The organism is Brachybacterium sp. FME24 (genome assembly GCF_014897705.1).
Lineage (GTDB): Bacteria > Actinomycetota > Actinomycetes > Actinomycetales > Dermabacteraceae > Brachybacterium.
On record NZ_JABUXV010000003.1, the window covers coordinates 213,608 to 233,850 of the forward strand.

At 70.2% G+C, this 20,243-nt stretch carries 18 protein-coding genes; 8 read left to right on the top strand and 10 right to left on the bottom strand.

The annotated features are described in order from the left end of the window. Positions 1–44: 44 nt before the first annotated feature. The 3 genes from ilvC to INT51_RS04715 form a co-directional block, all read right to left on the bottom strand. Positions 45–1,076: a ketol-acid reductoisomerase gene (gene ilvC / locus INT51_RS04705; RefSeq protein WP_193104047.1), complete on the bottom strand. Its 1,032-nt coding sequence runs from the start codon at positions 1,074–1,076 to the stop codon at positions 45–47. Positions 1,077–1,217: 141 nt separating this feature from the next. Further along, positions 1,218–1,733, bottom strand: a complete 516-nt coding sequence (gene ilvN / locus INT51_RS04710; protein ID WP_193104136.1) for an acetolactate synthase small subunit — start codon at positions 1,731–1,733, stop codon at positions 1,218–1,220. Between the two features lie 50 nt (positions 1,734–1,783). Beyond that, positions 1,784–3,541 (bottom strand): acetolactate synthase large subunit, encoded by a 1,758-nt coding sequence (locus tag INT51_RS04715; RefSeq protein WP_370540780.1) that lies wholly within the window; start codon positions 3,539–3,541, stop codon positions 1,784–1,786. A 332-nt stretch (positions 3,542–3,873) separates the two neighbouring features. Between INT51_RS04715 and INT51_RS04720 the strand changes: the two genes are divergently transcribed. From INT51_RS04720 to cobA, 6 genes are all read left to right on the top strand, one after another. Beyond that, complete coding sequence (locus INT51_RS04720) at positions 3,874–5,622, top strand: nitrite/sulfite reductase (protein WP_193104049.1); 1,749 nt, start codon at positions 3,874–3,876, stop codon at positions 5,620–5,622. After that, the gene (locus tag INT51_RS04725) at positions 5,619–6,476 is read left to right on the top strand and encodes a phosphoadenylyl-sulfate reductase (RefSeq protein WP_193104050.1); all 858 of its coding nucleotides are present in this window, start codon (positions 5,619–5,621) and stop codon (positions 6,474–6,476) included. The genes INT51_RS04720 and INT51_RS04725 overlap by 4 nt, the downstream gene beginning before the upstream one ends. Then, entirely contained in the window at positions 6,473–7,438 is a 966-nt protein-coding gene (gene cysD / locus INT51_RS04730) for a sulfate adenylyltransferase subunit CysD (protein ID WP_193104051.1), read from the top strand. The genes INT51_RS04725 and cysD overlap by 4 nt, the downstream gene beginning before the upstream one ends. Further along, on the top strand, positions 7,438–8,745 hold the full coding sequence (locus INT51_RS04735; RefSeq protein WP_193104052.1) for a sulfate adenylyltransferase subunit 1: 1,308 nt from the start codon (positions 7,438–7,440) through the stop codon (positions 8,743–8,745). The genes cysD and INT51_RS04735 overlap by 1 nt, the downstream gene beginning before the upstream one ends. A gap of 10 nt (positions 8,746–8,755) precedes the next feature. Then, positions 8,756–9,682, top strand: coding sequence for a sulfite exporter TauE/SafE family protein (locus INT51_RS04740; protein WP_304502074.1), 927 nt, complete (start codon positions 8,756–8,758; stop codon positions 9,680–9,682). An 80-nt stretch (positions 9,683–9,762) separates the two neighbouring features. Next, positions 9,763–11,322 carry a uroporphyrinogen-III C-methyltransferase gene (gene cobA, locus INT51_RS04745; RefSeq protein ID WP_193104053.1) on the top strand — a complete coding sequence of 520 codons (1,560 nt, stop codon included), beginning with the start codon at positions 9,763–9,765 and terminating at the stop codon, positions 11,320–11,322. Between the two features lie 26 nt (positions 11,323–11,348). On the opposite strand, the gene ilvD is transcribed toward cobA, so the two are convergent. Continuing rightward, positions 11,349–13,181 carry a dihydroxy-acid dehydratase gene (ilvD, locus tag INT51_RS04750; protein ID WP_193104054.1) on the bottom strand — a complete coding sequence of 611 codons (1,833 nt, stop codon included), beginning with the start codon at positions 13,179–13,181 and terminating at the stop codon, positions 11,349–11,351. Positions 13,182–13,296: 115 nt separating this feature from the next. Here ilvD and INT51_RS04755 point away from each other — a divergent pair, with 115 nt between their 5' ends. After that, entirely contained in the window at positions 13,297–14,106 is an 810-nt protein-coding gene (locus tag INT51_RS04755; RefSeq protein ID WP_193104055.1) for a helix-turn-helix transcriptional regulator, read from the top strand. 3 nt (positions 14,107–14,109) lie between these two features. Here the strand turns inward: INT51_RS04755 and gatB are convergent, their stop codons facing one another. Genes gatB through INT51_RS22635 form a run of 4 tightly spaced genes read right to left on the bottom strand, consistent with a single transcriptional unit; the run spans position 14,110 to position 18,322 of the window. Further along, the gene (gene gatB, locus INT51_RS04760) at positions 14,110–15,624 is read right to left on the bottom strand and encodes an Asp-tRNA(Asn)/Glu-tRNA(Gln) amidotransferase subunit GatB (protein ID WP_193104056.1); all 1,515 of its coding nucleotides are present in this window, start codon (positions 15,622–15,624) and stop codon (positions 14,110–14,112) included. Beyond that, positions 15,624–17,138, bottom strand: coding sequence for an Asp-tRNA(Asn)/Glu-tRNA(Gln) amidotransferase subunit GatA (gene gatA, locus INT51_RS04765; RefSeq protein ID WP_193104057.1), 1,515 nt, complete (start codon positions 17,136–17,138; stop codon positions 15,624–15,626). Before gatA ends, gatB begins: the two co-directional genes overlap by 1 nt. 4 nt (positions 17,139–17,142) lie before the next feature. Beyond that, positions 17,143–17,439, bottom strand: coding sequence for an Asp-tRNA(Asn)/Glu-tRNA(Gln) amidotransferase subunit GatC (gatC, locus tag INT51_RS04770; protein WP_193104058.1), 297 nt, complete (start codon positions 17,437–17,439; stop codon positions 17,143–17,145). A 10-nt stretch (positions 17,440–17,449) separates the two neighbouring features. After that, entirely contained in the window at positions 17,450–18,322 is an 873-nt protein-coding gene (locus tag INT51_RS22635) for an N-acetyltransferase (protein WP_193104059.1), read from the bottom strand. Between the two features lie 97 nt (positions 18,323–18,419). Here INT51_RS22635 and INT51_RS04780 point away from each other — a divergent pair, with 97 nt between their 5' ends. Further along, a complete protein-coding gene (locus INT51_RS04780; RefSeq protein ID WP_193104060.1) occupies positions 18,420–18,626 on the top strand; it encodes a hypothetical protein in 207 nt (68 codons plus the stop codon). Positions 18,627–18,644: 18 nt separating this feature from the next. Here the strand turns inward: INT51_RS04780 and INT51_RS04785 are convergent, their stop codons facing one another. Further along, complete coding sequence (locus tag INT51_RS04785; protein WP_193104061.1) at positions 18,645–19,562, bottom strand: hypothetical protein; 918 nt, start codon at positions 19,560–19,562, stop codon at positions 18,645–18,647. After that, positions 19,559–20,146 (bottom strand): hypothetical protein, encoded by a 588-nt coding sequence (locus tag INT51_RS04790; RefSeq protein WP_193104062.1) that lies wholly within the window; start codon positions 20,144–20,146, stop codon positions 19,559–19,561. Before INT51_RS04790 ends, INT51_RS04785 begins: the two co-directional genes overlap by 4 nt. Positions 20,147–20,243: the final 97 nt, after the last annotated feature.

Below are 20,243 nucleotides of genomic sequence, written 5' to 3' on the forward strand. Positions count from 1 at the left end.
ACCCCTCGAGGGGTGCGCCCGCCGTCGCGGTGAGGAAGGGTGGATCAGCGCGCGGCGCTGCCCTCGGTGTAGTCCTCGTCGAGCGCCTGCGCGCTCCAGGAGAACATCTTGCGCAGATCCCGGCCGACGACCTCGATCTCGTGCTTCGCCTCCTTGTCGCGCAGCTCCGTGAACTCGGGGGCGCCCTTGTCCTGGTCCTCGATGAAGCGCTTGGCGAAGGTGCCGTCCTGGATGTCGGCCAGGATGTCCTTCATCGCCTTCTTGGTGTCATCGGTGATGACGCGGGGGCCGGAGACGTAGTCACCGAACTCGGCGGTGTCGGAGATCGACCAGCGCTGCTTCGCGATGCCGCCCTCGAACATGAGGTCGACGATCAGCTTCATCTCGTGCAGGACCTCGAAGTAGGCGATCTCGGGCTGGTAGCCGGCCTCGGAGAGGGTCTCGAAGCCCGCCTGGACGAGGTGGCTCATGCCGCCGCAGAGCACGGCCTGCTCACCGAACAGGTCGGTCTCGGTCTCCTCGGTGAAGGTGGTCTTGATGACGCCGGCGCGGGTGCCGCCGATGCCCTTGGCGTAGGCGAAGGCGAGGTCCCAGGCGGAGCCGGTGGCGTCCTGCTCGACGGCGACGATGTCCGGGATGCCGCGACCGGCGACGAACTCGCGGCGCACGGTGTGACCCGGGGCCTTCGGAGCGATCAGGAGGACGTCGACGCCCTCGGGCACCTCGATGTAGCCGAAGCGGATGTTGAAGCCGTGCGCGAAGGCGAGTGCCTTGCCCTGGGTCAGGTGGGGCTGGATGGACTCGGCGTAGACCTTCCGCTGGTCCTGGTCCGGGGTGAGGATCATGATGAGGTCGGCCCACTCGGAGACCTCGGCGACCGTGCCGGTGCCCAGGCCCTGCTCCTCGGCCTTGGCTCGGGAGTTCGATCCCTCGCGCAGGCCGACGCGGACCTCGACGCCGCTGTCGCGCAGGTTCAGCGCGTGGGCATGGCCCTGGGAGCCGAAGCCGACGACCGCGACCTTCTTGCCCTGGATGATGGACAGATCAGCGTTGTCGTCGTAGTAGATCTCAGCCACGATGTGCTCCTTCGTGTTGGTGTGCGGTACGCCGGTTGCGTGATGACGCACCGGGCGACGGGACGATCCTATCGCCGGTTGTCCTACATGATGAGAGCGCGTCTCCGGATATGGGACGGCGCGCTGGATGCCCCGAGGGCGTCAGCCCAGCAGGCTGCGGTCGGTGATCGCTCGCCCGCCGCGCCCGATGGCGACCGCGCCGGATTTGACGATCTCGCGGACGCCGAAGGACTCGAGCATCTCCAGCAGTGCGGTGAGCTTGTCCTCCGTACCGGTCGCCTCGATGGTCACGGAGTCGGCGGCCGCATCGACCACCTTCGCCCGGAACATCTGGACGATCTCCAGCACCGAGGTCCGAGTCGAGTTGTCCGCGGTGACCTTGATGAGGATGAGCTCGCGCTGGACGGTCTGTCGCGCGTCGAGCTGGACGATCTTGAGCACGTTGACCAGCTTGTTGAGCTGCTTGGTGATCTGCTCGAGTCGACGCTGATCCACGTCGACGACCACGGTGATGCGGGAGATCTCCGGATGCTCGGTCGGTCCGACCGCGAGCGAGGAGATGTTGTACCCGCGCCGCGAGAACAGAGCGGTGACGCGGGTGAGCACACCGGGCTTGTTCTCGACCAGCACCGAGAGGGTCTGGCTGTCCGGAGTCATCACGTAGTCCGAGGTGCTCGGGGGGTTCACGGAATTGGTGGTGGTCATGATCAGATGTCCCTCTCCCACTCGGGGCTCATGCCCTGCGCGATCTGGATCTCGTCGTTGGAGACCCCCGACGGCACCATCGGCCACACCATGGCGTCGGCGCTGACCGTGAAGTCGACGACCACCGGTCGGTCGTTGATCTCCATCGCCTGCTGGATGGTCGCATCGATGTCCTCGTCGCGCTCGCAGCGAAGACCCGCGGCGCCGTACGCATCGGCGAGCTTGACGAAGTCGGGAACGCGACGGGTGCCGTGCCCCGTGTTCAGGTCGGTATGGGAGTAGCGCTTCTCGTAGAACAGGTTCTGCCACTGCCGCACCATGCCGAGGCTGGAGTTGTTGATGATCGCGACCTTGATCGGGATGTCGTTGATGACGCAGGTCGCGAGCTCCTGGTTGGTCATCTGGAAACAGCCGTCACCGTCGATGGACCACACGACCTTGTCGGGCTGACCGACCTTGGCACCCATGGCCGCGGGCACCGAGTACCCCATGGTGCCCAGGCCCCCGGAGTTGATCCACGAGCGGGGCTGCTCGTACGTGATGAACTGGCTGGACCACATCTGGTGCTGACCCACGCCCGCGACGAAGATCGATTCGGGACCCGAGATGGCTCCGATCCGGGAGATCACCTTCTGCGGCGCGGTGAAGCCGTCCTCGGTCTCGCTCCAGCCCAGCGGGTAGTTGTCCCGGAGCATGTCCAGGGTGTTCCACCACGCCGCGTAGTCGCGGACGTCCGAGACGGCGATGCTCTCGCGCAGCTCGGCGGTCAGAGCGCGGGCGATCTCGGCGGCCTGGCCCACGATCGGCACGTCGGCGTCGCGGTTCTTGGAGATCTCCGCCGGGTCGATGTCGGCGTGCACGATCTTCGCACCGGGAGCGAAGGACTCCAGGACGCCGGTGACGCGGTCATCGAACCGCGCCCCGATGTTGACGATGAGGTCCGAGCGCTGCAGGGCGGAGACCGCGGAGACGGTGCCATGCATACCCGGCATGCCGAGGTGACTGGGATGGGAGTCGGGCAGCGCACCGCGGGCCATCAGAGTGGTCACGAACGGCGCCCCGGAGACATCGATGAGCTCACCGACCTCCTGACTGGCGCGGCCGCGCAGCACGCCACCGCCGAGCAGGAACACCGGGCGCTTGGCCTCCATCAGGAGCCGGGCGGCCTCGCGGATCTGCTTGTTGTGAGGTCGCGGGTCGGGGCGGTAGCCCGGCAGGTTCAGTGCCTCGGGCCACACGAAGGACGTCTGCGCCTGCTGGGCGTCCTTGGTGACGTCCACGAGCACCGCGCCGGGCCGACCGGTCGAGGCGATATGGAAGGCCTGCTTGATCACCTGGGGAATGTCATCGGCGTCGGAGACCAGGAAGTTGTGCTTGGTGACCGGCATGGTCATGCCGACGATGTCGGCCTCCTGGAACGCGTCCGTGCCGATGAACGCGGAGCCGACCTGGCCGGTGATCGCGACCATCGGGATGGAATCCATCTGGGCGTCGGCGATCGCCGTGATCAAGTTGGTGGCGCCGGGACCCGAGGTCGCCAGGCACACGCCGACCTTGCCGGTGGCGTGGGCGTAGCCGCTCGCGGCGTGCCCGGCTCCCTGCTCGTGGCGGACCAGCACGTGGCGCAGGCCCTCGGCGTCCATCAAAGGGTCGTAGGTAGGCAGGATGGCACCGCCGGGAAGGCCGAAGACGACCTCGGCCCCGGCGTGCTTGAGGGACTCGACCAGCGCCTGCGCGCCGGTCATCTGCTGTCCGGTCATCGGAACTCCTTCGTCGTCTCGGACGGTGGGCATGGCGGTCACCTTCTCTGCAGTCCGCGATCCCCCTCCGACACGCTCCGCACCCATGACCGGGACACGAAAAAGCCCCTCCGCCTGGGGCTCAGGGAGGGGCGCGGATGACGTCTCGACGAAACGAACGGGGTCAGCCGCGCTCGGTAACTACGAGAAGAATCATCTGCATGCACCACATGCTAGGGCCTTCGCCGCGACGCACGCCACCCGTCCGGATCGCGAGATGACCGCCGGGACGCACGCCGTCACAATCGCCCAAAGCGCTTGTAATGGCCGACATAAGCGTGCATCCTCGAGGCATGCCGCGTACCGAGACCGTCGAGAACAGCGAGGCCGGTCCCGCTCGACCAGCTGCCGCTCCCCCACGAGTGCGCCCACCCCGCACCGAGAAACCGCAGGGACAGTGGAAGGTCGATGGCCCGGCCCCACTGAACGGGAACGAGGAGCTCAAGGCCGCCGACAACGGCCTGAACGTCCGCGACCGGATCGAGCAGATCTACGCTCCCGGGGGCTTCGACTCGATCCCGGAGGACGACCTCCACGGCCGCTTCCGCTGGTGGGGCCTGTACACGCAGCGCAAGCCCGGCATCGACGGCGGGCGCACCGCCCAGCTCGAGCCCCACGAGCTCGAGGACCGCTACTTCATGCTGCGGGTGCGCACCGACGGAGCCGCCCTGGATCCGCAGGCGCTGCGAGTCCTCGGCGGCATCTCCACCGAGCTCGCCCGCGGCTCGGCCGATGTGTCCGACCGCCAGAACATCCAGTACCACTGGGTCGGGATCGAGGACGTCCCGGAGATCTGGAGCCGCCTGGCCACCGTCGGCCTCGAGACCACGACCGCCTGCGGCGACACCCCGCGCGGCTTCCTCGGCAGCCCGGTGGCAGGGATCGCGGCCGACGAGATCATCGACCCCACCCCGGTGATCGCCGAGATCAAGCGCCGCTACCTCGGTGACCCCGAGCTGGCCAACCTGCCGCGCAAGTTCAAGACCGCGATCACCGGCCACCCGAGCCAGGACGTCGTCCACGAGATCAACGACATCTCCCTGGTCGGCGTGGTCCATCCCGAGCTCGGCCCGGGCTACGACCTGTGGGTGGGCGGCGCACTGTCGACCACGCCGCGGCTGGCTGAGCGGCTCGGCGCCTTCGTGCGCGAGGAGCAGGCGGCCGACGTCTGGCACGGGGTGGTGCGGATCTTCCGCGACTACGGCTACCGCCGGCTGCGGAACAAGGCCCGACTGAAGTTCCTCCTGGCCGCCTGGGGCCCCGAGAAGTTCCGGGAGGTGCTGGAGACGGAGTATCTCGGCTACGCCCTGGCCGACGGCCCCGCTCCGGGCGCCCCCGTCGGCCCCGGCGACCACGTCGGCGTCCATCCCCAGAAGGATGGCCGCTTCTACGTCGGTGCCGCCACCACGGTGGGCCGGGTCGGCGGTGGTCTGCTGACTGCACTCGCAGACCTCGTCGAGACCGTCGGCGCCGACTCCGTGAGACTGACCCCGTTCCAGAGCCTCGTGGTGCTCGGGGTCCCCGCCGACCGGGTCGACGAACTGCTGGCCGGCCTCGACGAGCTCGGGTTGAGCGCTCGTCCCAGCCCCTTCCGCCGCTCCACCATGGCGTGCACCGGGCTGGAATTCTGCAAGCTGGCGATCGTCGACACCAAGGACACCGCCGCCCACACCATCTCGGTCCTGGAGGAGCGGCTGAGCGATCTCACGCCGCAGCTGGAGCAGTCGATCAGCCTGCACGTGAACGGCTGCCCGAACTCCTGCGCCCGGATCCAGACCGCGGACATCGGCCTGAAGGGCCAGATCATCACCACTGCAGACGGCGAGCAGCTGCCCGGGTTCCAGGTGCACCTCGGGGGGTCACTGGCAGCTCCCGAGCTCGAGCAGCCTCAGCTCGGCCGCACTCTGCGCCAGCACAAGGTCGCCGCCCGCGACCTGCCCGACTACGTCGAACGCGTCGTGCGGCGCTTCGTCGGATCCCGAGCCCCCGGCGAATCCTTCGCCGTGTGGGCGCACCGCGCCGAGGACGAGGAGCTGCGATGAGCACGACGAAGGACACCACCGCCGCGACGGCCGATCGGGCTCAGCGCACCGCCCGACTGCGCGCCCTCGCCGACGACGCCTCGCAGCGCTTCGCGGCGCTCGAGGACGAGCTCGGCCCCGACGAGCTCGCCGAGGCCGCGAGCGCCTGGGCGGCGCAGACCTTCGGCCGCGACCTCGCCGTCGCCTGCAGCATGGCCGACGCCGTGCTCCCGCACGTCGTCGCCCGTCACCAGAAGGGGGTGGACGTCCTGTTCCTCGAGACCGGCTATCACTTCCCCGAGACCCTCGAGACCCGGGACCGCGTGGCCCGCGAACTCGACGTCACGGTGGTCGACGTGCTCCCCGAGCGCACGGTGCCCGAGCAGGACACCGCGCTCGGCGCCCGGCTCCACGACCGCGACCCCGCCACCTGCTGCGCGCTGCGCAAGGTGGACCCGCTGCGCAAGGCCCTGTCCGGGTACGACGCCTGGGTCACCGGGGTGCGACGAGAGGAGGGTCCCACCCGCGCGAACGCTCCTCTGATCTCCTACGACGAGTCCTTCGACCTGGTGAAGATCAACCCGCTGGTGACCTGGTCGTTCGGACAGCTCATGGGCTACTCGCACGACCATGGGCTGCCCGAGAACCCCTTGCTGCAGCAAGGGTTCCCGAGCATCGGCTGCGCGCCCTGCACGCGCGCTGTCGCCCCCGGCGAGGACCCCCGCGCAGGGCGCTGGGCGGCTTCCGCCAAGACCGAGTGCGGCCTGCACTCCTCCAGCGACAGTCCCTCCGGCGACACTCTCTCCGGCGGCGCCTCGTCCACCGTCACCCCGCTGTCCCTGCTCACCGTCGACACCGCCCAGGAGAACCGATGACGACCCTGATCCCGGACCCGCGGCCCACCGCCGCGACCGCCACTGCCCTGTCCACGGTCCCCTCGACGGACCCGCCCGATCTGCTCGACGCGCTCGAGAGCGAAGCCCTCCACATCATCCGTGAGGTGGTCGGCGAGCTCGAGCGCCCCGTCATGCTGTTCTCCGGGGGCAAGGACTCCGTCGTGATGCTGCATCTCGCGGAGAAGGCGCTCTGGCCCGCCCCGGTCCCCTTCCCCGTGCTGCACGTGGACACCGGGCACAACTTCCCGGAGGTGCTGGCGTTCCGGGACGCCGCCGTGGAGCACTACGGCGTGCAGCTCCATGTCGCCTCGGTGCAGGACTACCTCGACGACGGAAGGCTGCGCGAACGCGCCGACGGCACCCGCAACCCTCTGCAGACCATGCCCCTGCTCGACGCGATCGAGGAGCATCGCTTCGATGCCGTCTTCGGCGGCGGCCGGCGCGACGAGGACAAGGCCCGCGCCAAGGAGCGCATCGTCAGCCTCCGCAACTCCTTCGGACACTGGGATCCCAAGAACCAGCGCCCCGAGCTGTGGCACCTCTACAACACCCGGCGGCGCCCGGGCGAGCACGTGCGCGTCTTCCCCCTGTCGAACTGGACCGAGCTGGACGTGTGGCGCTACATCGCCCGCGAGGACATCGCCCTTCCCTCGCTGTACTACGCCCACGAGCGGGCGGTCGTCGAGCGCGACGGCATGCTCCTGTCCCCCGGGGACTGGGTTCAGCTGCGCGACGACGAGGAGCCGAGCGTGCGCACCGTCCGCTACCGCACCGTGGGCGACATGTCCTGCACCGGCGCCGTCGCCTCCACCGCCCGGGACGTCGAGGCGGTGATCGCCGAGGTCGCGGCGACCACCGTCACCGAGCGCGGCGCCACCCGCGCCGACGACCGCCTCTCCGAGGCCGCCATGGAGGACCGCAAGAAGGAGGGCTACTTCTGATGAGCACCACGACGAGCACCATCGCCCCGACCACGACCCCGACCCTCCTTCGCCTGGCGACCGCCGGCAGCGTGGACGACGGCAAGTCGACCCTGATCGGCCGGCTGCTGCACGACACGAAGTCCGTGCTGGCCGATCAGCTGGCAGCGGTCGAGGACGCGAGCCGGCGCCGCGGCTGGACCGGCGAGCTGGCGGAGCTCGCCCTGCTCACCGACGGACTGCGCGCCGAGCGCGAGCAGGGCATCACGATCGACGTCGCGTACCGCTATTTCGCGACGGCCGAGCGGTCCTACGTCCTGGCCGACACCCCGGGGCACGTCCAGTACACCCGCAACACCGTCACCGGGGCCTCGACGGCCGACGTGGTCGTGGTGCTGGTCGACGCCCGCAACGGAGTGGTCGAGCAGACCCGTCGCCATCTCGCGGTGGCCTCGCTGCTGCGGGTCCCCCACGTGGTCGTGGCCCTGAACAAGATCGACCTGGTCGAGGATCCCCTGCAGGTGCACGAGCAGGTCACCTCCCAGCTGGCCGAGGTGGCCGATGCGCTCTCCCTGCCCGTCCCGCCGGTGGTCCCGCTCTCGGCGCTGCGCGGCGACAACGTGGTGCACGCCGCCGGGTCCACTCCCTGGTACACCGGGCCTACCCTGCTGGCCCTGCTGGAATCGCTGCCGGCCGCCCGGGACCTGCGGAACGACGCCTTCCGGATGCCGGTCCAACTGGTGATCCGTCCCCAGCACGGTGCCCGGGACGCCGCCCACATCGACTACCGCGGCTACGCGGGACTCATCACCTCCGGAGCGATCGAAGTGGGCGATCGCGTGGTCGTCGCCGGCTCCGGTCGCGCCACCACGGTGGCCGGGATCGACCTCGACCGCTCCAGTGTGCAGCGCGCCGAGGCGGGTCTGTCGGTCACGGTGCGTCTGAGCGAGGACGTCGATCTCTCCCGCGGCGATCTGCTCGCCGCCGGTGACGTGCCCGCTCCCAGCCGGAGCTTCTCCGCCGTGCTCTGCTGGCTGTCCGAGTCCCCGTTGCGACCGGGCGCCCGGGTGCTGATCAAGCACGGCACCAGCACCGTGCAGGCGAAGGTGGGCGCAGTCCGCGATCGCCTGGACATCTCGACCCTCGAGCACGCACCGGCCGAGCAGGCGGAGCTCAACGACCTGGTCCGGGTGGACCTGGACCTCGCCCAGGCGCTGCCGCTGGAGTCGTACTCCGTCTCCCGCGAGGGCGGGGCATTCATCGTGATCGACCCCCAGGACGCCACCACCCTCGCCGCGGGGATGGTCGACGTCCCTGTGCGGTCCTGAGTCGGGCCTCGTGGTCGTGGAGCTGCTGCCCGCCGCGATCGCCGGGTTCCTGGCCCAGATGGTCGACGGTGCTCTCGGGATGGGCTACGGCGTCACCTCGGCCTCGCTCCTGCTGGCGACCGGCATGGCACCGGCCGTGGTCGCCGCGACGGTGAAGTTCGCCCAGCTGGGCACCACGCTCGCCTCCGGGGCCAGTCATTGGCAGGCGAAGAATGTCGAGGGTCGGATCGTGGCCCGTCTCGCCGTCCCCGGTGGGATCGGTGCCCTGGTCGGGGCGACCGTGCTGTCCGCCCTCTCCCTCGACGCCGCAGCACCGGTGATGTCGGCCCTGCTGCTCGCCCTGGGAATCCTGGTGGTGCTGCGCTTCACCACCCGTCGCGACCGGGCGACCACGACGGCCCCCGGGAGCCCGGGCGGGCGTCTGCTGATTCCCCTGGGACTGGTCGGTGGTCTGGTCGATTCCACGGGCGGTGGCGGGTGGGGGCCGGTGGTGACCTCTACCCTGCTGACCTCGGCGCGCACGGCGCCCCGCACCGTGATCGGTTCCGTCGCCGCCGCCGAGTTCGTGGTCACCGTCTGCGCGAGCATCGGCTTCCTCCTGGGTCTGGGCCTCGGCGGTGTGTCCCTCGGGCTCACCCTCGCCCTGATGATCGGTGGCGTCCTCGCCGCTCCGATCGCGGCACGGCTGGCGGGCCGCCTTCCGGCGGGCATGCTGGGGGTGCTCGTCGGAAGCCTGATCATCACCCTGAACCTCGGGCCGACGCTCACCGCTCTCGCGGTGGCACCCCCTGTGCGGCTCGCAGCGCAGATCGTCGGGGCGCTGCTGTGCCTGCTGTTCCTCGTCGTCGCCCTGCGACGACACCGGGCCTCACGCACACAGCCCGCCGTGATCGCCGTGGAGGACCGCCCCCGGCCTCTCTCCGCGCCGGCCCCCTGAGCGCCCGCGCAGACATCTCCTGCTGTGCCCCGCCTGTCCTGTCCTGTCCTGTCCAGTGCTGTCCTGATCGAGAGTCCACTATGACCTCCCCCCACCCTGCGCTGGGCGATGCCCTGTCCACCGCCGTGCTCGAGCCGGGTTCCGTGGCCCTCATCGGTGGTGGCCCCGGCGCCCTGGACCTCATCACGGTGCGCGGCCTGACTCTGCTGCGCCAGGCCGACGTGGTGGTGGTGGACCGACTGGGACCGGCCGGTCTCACCGAGCTGCTCGGCGCGGAGGTCGAGGTGATCGACGTCGGCAAGCGACCGGGTGCGCACTCCCTGCGCCAGTCCGGCATCGAGGAGCTGCTGGTGTCGAAGGCACTCTCCGGTCATCGGGTGGCCCGCCTCAAGGGCGGGGATCCCTTCGTCCTCGGCCGCGGCGGCGAGGAGGTGCTCGCCTGCCGCACCGTCGGCGTCCCCGTCCAGGTCGTCCCGGGCGTGACCTCGTCGATCGCCGGACCCACCGCCGGGGACGTCCCGGTCACCCATCGTGGCACCGCCGTCGCCCTCCACATCGTCAACGCCCATGGCGACCTGGGGCCGGCGGACCTCGCCGCCCTGCGGGACCCGGGCACCACCACAGTGCTCATGATGGGCGTGGAATGGTTGCCGCGGCTGGTCGCGCAATCCCTGCTGAACGGGGTCGACGCGGCCACCCCGGTCGCGATCGTGCAGAGTGCGACGATGGCGGATCAGAAGGTGGTGCGCGGCACCCTGGCCACCATCGAGCAGGTCGCCGCCGACGCCGAGATCTCCCACCCCGCCGTGATCACCGTCGGTCGCACCGCCGCCAAGGGCTTCCTGGAGCCTCCGATCCTCGCCGACCCGGTCCACGGCGCCGGCCGCGAGTCCCTGCCGCGTCCCGAGCAGACCCCGCCCCCGGCGACCGTCCCGACCCTCATCGGCTGCGCCCACGGCACCCGCCTGCGCGAAGGCCGCGACATGGTGCGGGCGATCCTGCGCCGGATCACGGCGCTCGTGCCCGAGGTGCCGGTGCGCGAGGCCTATGTCGACGTGCAGTCCCCCGACGTGGCCGAGGTGGTCGCCGACCTGTCCTCCGTGGCCTCGGACGTGCGCACCCGAGAGGACGATGTCCCGCCCGCCACCGTGGTGGTCCCGCTGCTGCTCTCGACCGGTTTCCATGTCAGGCAGGACATCGCAGCCGCCGTCGCGGACCGGGATGCGGTCGCCGCCGGGCCGCTCGGCCCCGACCCCCGGCTGGCGGAGGTCATGGCGCAGCGGCTCACGGAGGCCGGGGCCTCGAGCGCCGACCCGGTGGTGATGGCGGTGGCGGGAACCCGGGACCCGGCCGGCCAGGAGATGGCCCAGGAGATGGGCCGCCTGCTCGCGGCGCAGCTCGGCCGCGAGGTGGCCGTCGGCTTCATCTCGGCCGCAGCACCCTCGGTGGCCGAGGCCGTCGACCGCCTGCGCACCGCGGGCGCGAACCGGATCGCCGTCGCGACCTACCTGCTCGCTCCCGGACAGTTCCACTCCCAGCTCGACGACGCCGGGGCGGACCTCGTCTCCGCCCCCCTCGGCGACCATCACCTGGTCGCGGAGGTCGCCGTGGACCGGTACCGCTCGATCCTCGGCGCCTGAGCGCGACCCGGATCAGTCCGGCGGGATCAGTCCAGGTGCCGCCGGGTGGCGCCGTAGGTGGCCGAACGCACCAGGTGCGCGTAGACCTTGAGCGCCTGGGAGACACTGCGCTCACGCTGTGCGGGACGCCAGGGCAGCGGACCCTTCGCCTCCCGGCGGCGGGCGATCTCCTGCTCGTCCACGTCGAGCTCCAGGAGGCGCTTGTCGACGTCCATGATGATCCGGTCGCCGTCCTCGACCAGAGCGATGAGGCCACCCTCGGCCGCTTCCGGAGAGATGTGTCCGATGGAGACACCGCTGGTGCCGCCGGAGAAGCGGCCGTCGGTGATCAGCGCGCAGGTCTTCCCCAGGCCGCGTCCCTTGAGGAAGGAGGTCGGGTACAGCATCTCCTGCATCCCGGGGCCGCCCTGGGGGCCCTCGAAACGGATCACCACCACGTCGCCGTCCTTGACGGTCTTGTCGAGGATCTTCTGGACCGCCTCCTCCTGGGACTCGCAGACCACCGCGGTCCCTTCGAAGTGGAAGAGATCCTCGGAGATGCCGGCCGTCTTGAACACGGCGCCTTCGGCGGCGAGGTTGCCCTTGAGGACGGCGAGGCCGCCATCCTTGGTGTAGGCGTGCGGGACCGCACGGACCACGCCCTCCTCGCCATCGGTGTCCAGCTCGTCCCAGGTGTTCGTGGTGGAGAACGCCTGCGTGGTGCGCACCCCGCCGGGGGCGGCATGGAACAGGGCCTCCGCCTTCTTGGAGGCCGAGCCGCCGCGGATGTCCCATTCGGCCAGCCAGCTGGAGAGGTCCGGGGAGTGCACGGTGTGGACGGTGTGGTCCAGCAGGCCGGCACGGTCGAGCTCGCCGAGGATCGCGGGGATGCCCCCGGCTCGGTGGACGTCCTCCACGTGGGCAGTGCCGTTGGGGGCGACCTTGGACAGGGTCGGCACCAGGCGGGAGATGCGGTCGATGTCGTCCAGGCCGAAGTCGACCTCGCCCTCGATCGCGGTGGCGAGGATGTGCAGCACCGTATTGGTGGAACCGCCCATCGCGACGTCCATGGCCATGGCGTTGGAGAAGGCCGCCTTGGTGGCGATCGAGCGCGGCAGGACCGACTCGTCGTCGTCCTCGTAGTAGCGCCTGGACAGGTCCACGATCTTCCGGCCGGCCTCGAGGAACAGCTCCCTGCGGAAGGCATGGGTGGCCAGTGTGGTGCCGTTGCCCGGCAGCGACAGTCCCAGCACTTCGGTGAGGCAGTTCATCGAGTTCGCGGTGAACATGCCCGAGCAGGAGCCGCAGGTGGGGCAGGCGTTCTCCTCGACCTCCGCGAGCTGGGCGTCGGTGATGGAGTCGTCCGCGCTGAGGGACATCGCATCGACCAGGTCGATGCGGTTCTCGGTGACGCCCTCGATGGGCTTGCCCGATTCCGACGGCCCGCCGGAGACGAAGACGACCGGGATGTTCAGGCGCATCGCGGCCATCATGTGGCCCGGGGTGATCTTGTCGCAGTTGGAGATGCACACCAGGGCGTCCGCGGTATGGGCATTGACCATGTACTCGATGGAGTCGGCGATGATGTCGCGGCTGGGCAGCGAGTAGAGCATGCCGCCGTGGCCCATGGCGATGCCGTCGTCCACGGCGATGGTGTTGAACTCCTTGGAGACCCCGCCGGCCTCCGAGATCGCGCTGGCGACGAGGTCGCCCATGTTCTTGAGGTGCACATGACCGGGGACGAACTGGGTGTACGAGTTCGCGATCGCGACGATGGGCTTGCCGAAGTCACCGCTCTGCATGCCGGTCGCGCGCCACAGGGCGCGGGCACCGGTCATGTTGCGGCCGTGGGTCGAGGTGCGGGAACGGAGCTGAGGCATACGACCATTAGGCCATGGGCGGCCCCTGCCCACCAAGACGGTCCGAATACTAGTAGTGGGACTGATAGTTTTCGTCAAGGGGAGCCCGGGTGGACGTCGTACGGAAGGAGCAGCGATGACGAAGGACCTGACCACGCGCACCGAGCTGGGGGCCTTCCTGCGGGGCAAGCGCACCCGCGCGCTGCGCGCGGACCACGACCTGCCACCAGCGGGGCGGGGCCGCACGACGGGACTGCGCCGGGAGGAGATCGCCGTCCTCTCCGGGGTCTCGGTGACCTGGTACACCTGGTTGGAGCAGGGGCGCGACATCAACCCCTCCCGCCAGGTGGTCGACGCGATCGCCCTGCAGCTGCGTCTGACGGAGGCGGAGCACGACTACGTGCTGGGGCTGGCGGGCTTCGCCCCGAACCCGCGCCCTGCCCTGTCGGAGCCGGCGGCGGTGCCCGCTCACGTGCAGCACCTGCTGGACACCCTGGACCCGGCGCCGTCCTTCGCGCTGACTCCGCACTGGGACATCGCCGCCTGGAACCCCGCCTACCAGGATCTCTTCCCCGGTGTCGCCGACGCCGACCCCACCCAGCGGAACCTGCTGGTGTTCATCTTCACGGACCCGCGGGTGCGGGATCTGCTGCCGGACTGGGAGCGCACCAGCCGCCGGTTCCTCGCGGAGTACCGCACGGAGACGGGGGCGCGCCGCGGCGGGACGGCGCACGTGCGCCTGCTGACCCATCTGCGCTCGGCCAGCGAGGACTTCGCCCGCGCGTGGGACGAGAACGCGGTCCAGCGATTCGCCTCGAGCCGACGGGAGTTCACCCACCCGCGGCACGGAGACGTCGCCTACGAGCAGGTCAATCTCCTCCCGCAGGACGCACCGGAACTGCGCGTGATCAGCTATCTGCCGATCACGCGCGCCGGCGGCCGCTGACGGTCAGCCGGTGACGCCCAGCTTCTCCATGATGATCTCGCGCACGCGGCCGGCGTCTGCCTGGCCGCGGGTGGCCTTCATGATCGGTCCGATGAGGGCGCCGATGGCCTGGACCTTGCCGCCCTGGATCTTGGCGACCACGTCGGGGTTGTCGGCGATGGCCTGATCGACGGCGCCGGTGAGCACCGACTCGTCGGAGACGACCGCGAGCCCCTCCTGCTCGACGATCTCGGCCGGGCCTCCCTGACCCTCGAGGATCTTGAGAAGGACCTGCTTGGCGATCTTGTCGTTGATCTTCTTCCCGTCGACCAGGCCCTGCAGCTCGGCGATCTGGACCGGGGTGACCGACAGGTCCTCGAGCTCGACGTCGCGGTCCTTGGCCACGCGGGCCAGTTCCCCCATCCACCACTTGCGGGCGGACTGGGCGCTCGCGCCGGCGCTGACCGTGGACTCGATCAGGTCGAGGGCGCCGGCGTTGATCGCGTCGCGCATCTCGAGATCGCTGAAACCCCACTCGCCCAGCAGGCGGCGACGACGCGCCGCCGGCAGCTCGGGAAGCCCGCTGCGGATCTCCTCGACCCACTCGCGGCTCGGGGCGACCGGGACCAGGTCCGGCTCCGGGAAGTACCGGTAGTCCTCGGCGTCGGACTTCGGGCGGCCCGAGGAGGTATCGCCGGTGTCCTCGTGGAAGTGACGGGTCTCCTGGACGATCTTCTGCCCGGCGTCGAGCATGCCCGCCTGGCGGGAGATCTCCGAACGCACCGTGCGCTCCATGGCGCGGAAGGAGTTGACGTTCTTCGTCTCGGTGCGGGTGCCCAGAGGAGCCTCGGCATCCGCTCGCAGGGAGACGTTGATGTCGGCGCGCACGTTGCCCCGCTCCATCTTCGCCTCGGAGATGTCCAGCGCCCGGAAGATGTCGCGCAGGGTGCGCACGTAGGCGGCGGCGACCTCGGGGGCCCGCCCCTTGGTGTTCGGGATCGGCTTGGTGACGATCTCGACCAGGGGCACACCGGCGCGGTTGTAGTCGACCTGGGAGTGGGTCGCGCCGTGGATGCGTCCAGTTGCGCCGCCGACGTGGGTGTTCTTGCCGGCGTCCTCCTCCATGTGGGCACGCTCGATCTCGACGCGGATGACCTCGCCGTCCTCGAGCTCGATGTCGACCCATCCCTCGTAGGCGATGGGCTCGTCGTACTGCGAGGTCTGGAAGTTCTTGGTCAGGTCCGGGTAGAAGTACTGCTTGCGCGCGAACCGGCAGGTCTCGGCGATGGAGCAGTTCAGCGCGAGCCCGATCTTGATCGCGTACTCGACGGCCGTGCGGTTCACGACCGGCAGCGCGCCGGGAAGCCCGAGCGAAGTCGGGGTGATCGCCGTGTTGGGCTCGGCGGCGAACACGTTGGGCGCGCCGTCGAACATCTTGGTGGCGGTACCGAGCTCGACGTGGACCTCGATCCCCAGGACCGGGTCGTAGCGTTCGATGGCCTCGTCGTAGTCGACGGGTTCGATGGTGGTCGCAGTCATCACTTCACTCCTCCTGTGAGCCCGGCGAGCTCGGGGGCCTTGGCCAGCAGGGGACCTCCCCAGGCGTCCTCGAGCAGCGCCTCCAGGGCACCGCCGACGCGGTAGAGGCGCTCGTCGGCCCGGGCGGGGGCGAGGAACTGGATGCCGGCGGGAAGGCCGTCCTCGGCCAGGCCGCTGGGCACCGAGATGCCCGGGGTGCCGGCGAGGTTGGCGGGGATGGTGGCGATGTCGTTCATGTACATCGCCATCGGGTCGTCGACCTTCTCGCCGAGGCGGAAGGCGACGGTCGGCGAGGTCGGCGAGGCGAGCACGTCGACCTGCTCGAAGGCGGCGGTGAAGTCGCGCTGCACGAGGGTGCGGACCTTCTGCGCGCTGCCGTAGTAGGCGTCGTAGTACCCGGCCGACAGGGCGTAGGTGCCCAGCAGGATGCGGCGCTTGACCTCGTCGCCGAAGCCGGCGCCTCGGGTGGCCTTCATGACGGACTCGGCGGTGGGGTGATCCTCGGGGATCACGCGCAGGCCGAAGCGCATGCCGTCGAACTTCGCGAGGTTGCTCGAGGCCTCCGACGGCATGATCAGGTAGTAGGCGCCCAGGGCGTACCGGAAGTTCGGGCAGGAGATGCGCACGATCTCTGCGCCCGCCTGCTCCAGCTGTGCGAGGGACTCCGTGAACCGGGCCCGGACCTCGGGGGCGAAGCCGTCCCCCTCGAGCTCCTCGATGACACCCACGCGCAGGCCCCTGACGTCCTTGCTGCGCGCCGCCGCGGTGTAGGCGCCGATGGGGTCGGTGAGGGAGGTCGAGTCGTGCGGGTCGTGCCCGGCGATGAGCTCGTGCAGCAGCGCGGCGTCCTCGACGGTGCGGGTGACGGGTCCTGCCTGGTCCAGCGAGCTGGCCATGGCGATCAGGCCGTAGCGGGAGACGGAGCCGTAGGTCGGCTTCACGCCGACGGTGCCGGTGACGGCGCCGGGCTGACGGATGGAGCCGCCGGTGTCGGTGCCGATCGCCAGCGGCGCCTCGTAGGCGCCCACCGCTGCCGCGCTGCCGCCGCCGGAGCCGCCGGGGATCCGGTCCCGGTCCCAGGGGTTGCGGGTGAGGCCGAACGCGCTGGTCTCGGTGGAGGAACCCATGGCGAATTCGTCCATGTTGGTCTTGCCGAGGATCGGCAGGCCGGCCTTGCGCAGGGCCGTGACCAGGGTCGCGTCGTAGGGCGGGATCCAGCCCTCGAGGATCTTGGAGCCCGCGGTGGTCGGCTGGCCCTGCGTGACCACGATGTCCTTGACGGCGATCGGGACCCCGGCGAGCGCGTGCAGCTCCTCGCCGGCGGCGCGGCGGGAGTCGATGTCGGCGGCGGTGGCCAGTGCTTCGTCCTGGTTCACGTGGAGGAAGGCGTTGAGGTCGCCGTCGACGTCGGCGATGCGGTCGAGATGGGCACGCGTGAGCTCCTGCGAGGAGACCTCACCGGTGCTCAGCGCGGTGGCCTGGGCGGCGGCGCTGCGGCGGATGATGTCGGTCATGGAGTCACTCCTCTCCCAGGATCTGTGGGACGGCGAAACGGCCGTCCTGTGCCTCAGGAGCGCCGGCGAGCGCCTGCTCCTGGGTCAGGGTGTTCTCGACGACGTCCTCACGGAAGACGTTCGTCATGGCAATGGGGTGGGACGTCGCGGGAACATCCTCGGTGGCGACCTCGGAGACGGAGGCGACAGCGTCCATGATGGAGTCGAACTCGCCGGCGAAGCGGTCGATCTCCTCATCACTGAGCTGGATCCGTGCGAGGTCGGCGAGGCGTGCGACGTCATCTCGTCCGATCGAAGGCATGAGGGTCATTCTAGGTCGGGTCGCTGGGCGCGGTGCGCACCCGGTAGTGATACTCGCCCAGATGCTCGAATCCCAGGCCCCGGTAGAGGGCCAGTGCGGGAGCGTTGTCCTGCTCGACCTCGAGCAGGACGCGGTCGGCGCCCTGGACGGCGGCGATCGCCAGCAGGGTCTGCGAGAGGGCGCGGCCCAGCCCTCGCCGGCGATGAGCAGGATCGACCGCGATCATGTTCAGGACGGCGACCGTCTCCCGGCCCGCTTCGACCAGCGCCGCGCGGCCGACGGCGACCGGCTCCGCTCCGGTCCCTCCCTCGAGATCCCCTTCCGCCCGAAGCAGCACCTGCACCGCCGGCGTGCCGGCGAGGATGTCGTGCATCGTCTCGCGGGCCTGATCGCCGTCGCGCGGTGCGAGGAGCCAGGCCGCCTCGAACCAGTCCTCATCCAGTGCGCCGGTGCGGATCTCGGCCGACGGATGGGGATCAGGCAATCGGGCGCCGCGGAGGGTCGTCGCGAGCAGTGCGCTGTGCCCCGTGCTCTCGTAGCCGCGCTCGGCGAGGACGGTGTCGAGCTGGGCGGGGCCGTGCATGTCCAGGACCCGGAACGTCGACGGTTCCCCGGCCATCGCGTACAGCGCCTCGACCCGCTCGATCGCCCCGTTCAGGGCGTCGTCGGCGGTCGGGGCCTCGAGGGCGAGGGCACTGTTGGCGCGCCGGGTGACGCCTCGTGAGCGCAGCAGCGCGAAACCGTCGACATCGAGGCGCTGCAGAGGCCGCCAGCCAGCGATCAGAGCCTCGGCGAGTCGAAAGCCGGTCAGCGGGCGGGGGGTCGTCTTCGCGGTGGTCTTCGCAGAGTTCTTCGCGGGGGCGCGGCGGGAGCGTGGGGTCACCCGACCGATCGTAGCGATTCCGCCCGCCGGGCTGGCGCCGTCGGGCGGACACCCCGGTAGACTTCCCCACTCCAGCGCAGCACGAAGGGACCCCGCCATGTCCGTCGACCCGAACATCGACTACACCTCCCACGACCCCGAGGACGGCGCACAGGCGTCGCAGGATCCGGCGATCCAGGAGGCTCAGGAGCTCGAGGCGACGATGCGCCGCGCCCTGGCCACCAAGGAGGATCCGCTGCGTGACGACGAGTCCACCTCGGAACGTCTGCGCCGGCTCGCCGGCGAGAACGGATCCTCGCAGTAGTTCTCCGACCGCCGTCGCTCAGTTCCTCGGCTCGGGCGGCGGCATCAGCAGGAACGGCAGGTAGAGCACGCCTGAGAGGTTGTAGGGGAAGGTGATCCGCATGATCGCCTTGATCCCCCAGTGCATCGCGAACGCCCCCAGCGCGAACAGTCGCCCTGCCCGGTGATCGAGCACGGCGAGCGGGGCACCCATCTCGACGATCAGGGAGATCACCGCCATCGCGGTGAACAGCTCCCGATGCGGGTAGAGCAGCTTCCCCAGGGGTGAGGCCTCTTCCCCGAGCATCTCCTTGCGCAGGGCATCGAAGGCCACCTGGCCGCGCATGTTCCCGCCGTCGACCCATCTGATCCCGTTCCCGCCGGTGAATTTGGCGAGCCCCGCGAGCAGGTAGGTCAGCGCGACCGCGGCGTTCATCACCGTCGGCGTCGCCCCGTACATCCACGAGCGGCGCCCGGGCAGCAGGGAGCGGTCGCGCACGAGCGCGTCCAGGCTCAGCGCGTCGGCCGACGGCGCGGCGCCGAGCACCATCGTGTGCAGCACCAGGTTGTTCTCGTGGTGGAAGACCATCGACCAGGAGTTGCGGTAGGAGAAGTTCCAGGTCTGCAGCGCCGAATGCAACGGGCCGACGATGCGATGCGCCACTCCCGCGGTGAACAGGGCTCCGGTGACGAGGGAGGCATCCAGGAGCCGGTCTGCCACGACCGGGGGCAGGGGTGAGCGCAGGATGCGCGCCGGGCCGACCGGGTCGAAGCTCGCGGCATCGGTGCGATGCACGCCCTTGTAGAGCTTCCGCCTGCGGGCGATATGCCAGAGGTGGTACCCGCCGACGGCCACCCGCAGCAGGGCCGGGGTGGCAGCCCCGGTGCGCGGTGCCAGGTGCCGACGTGCGGTGGAGGCGGCCGCGATCAGCGCGCCGGTGAGTCCGGCCCCGCTCATCGTCCGGCCTCCGTCCCGAAGGAGGCGCCGGCGTGCCCCACCCGCTGGATCGCTCGACCTGGAACGTCGGCCGAGCCGCGCACGTCCAGCTTCGAGGTGAACACCTCGCGCGCCCTGCCGGTCATGAACGGTTCGACGAGATAGCGCCCGCGCACGATGTGCACCCGCACCACGTCGCGATCAGCGCCCCGGTCCCGCACCGAGAGCAGCTCGGCCGCGCGCTCGGCGATCTGCTGTCCGTCTCCGCTCAGCACACGCCGCCGCACCTGTCGGCGCACGGCATTGAGCCCGCCGGTTCCGAGGTAGGAGTAGTGCAGCGGGGCCACCGATCCGTCGGCCCGCACACCCAGGAGGTGCGTCACCCAGTAGTGCTCCTTCCGCTTCGCGGAGAACATGGGGTAGTGGCTGAAGGGGAAGGAATCCCGGGCGTCGTCGCGCCCGAGCCGCCGGGCCGGGAGAGACACGGCGGTCAGCAGCAGCGCCGTCACCACCGCGGCGACCAGGCGGGTCCCCGAGGTGTCGGGGAGCGTGGCCCCGAGAGGACCGCGGTCGCAGGAGGTCGGAGGACCGGCTTCGTTGCTCATGACGACCACCGTAGAGGGGCCCGATGAGACCGATTCGTCCCGGGATGAGAGGACGATGAGAGTCCTCTCAGAACACCCTGGATCCAGAGCCCCCTCG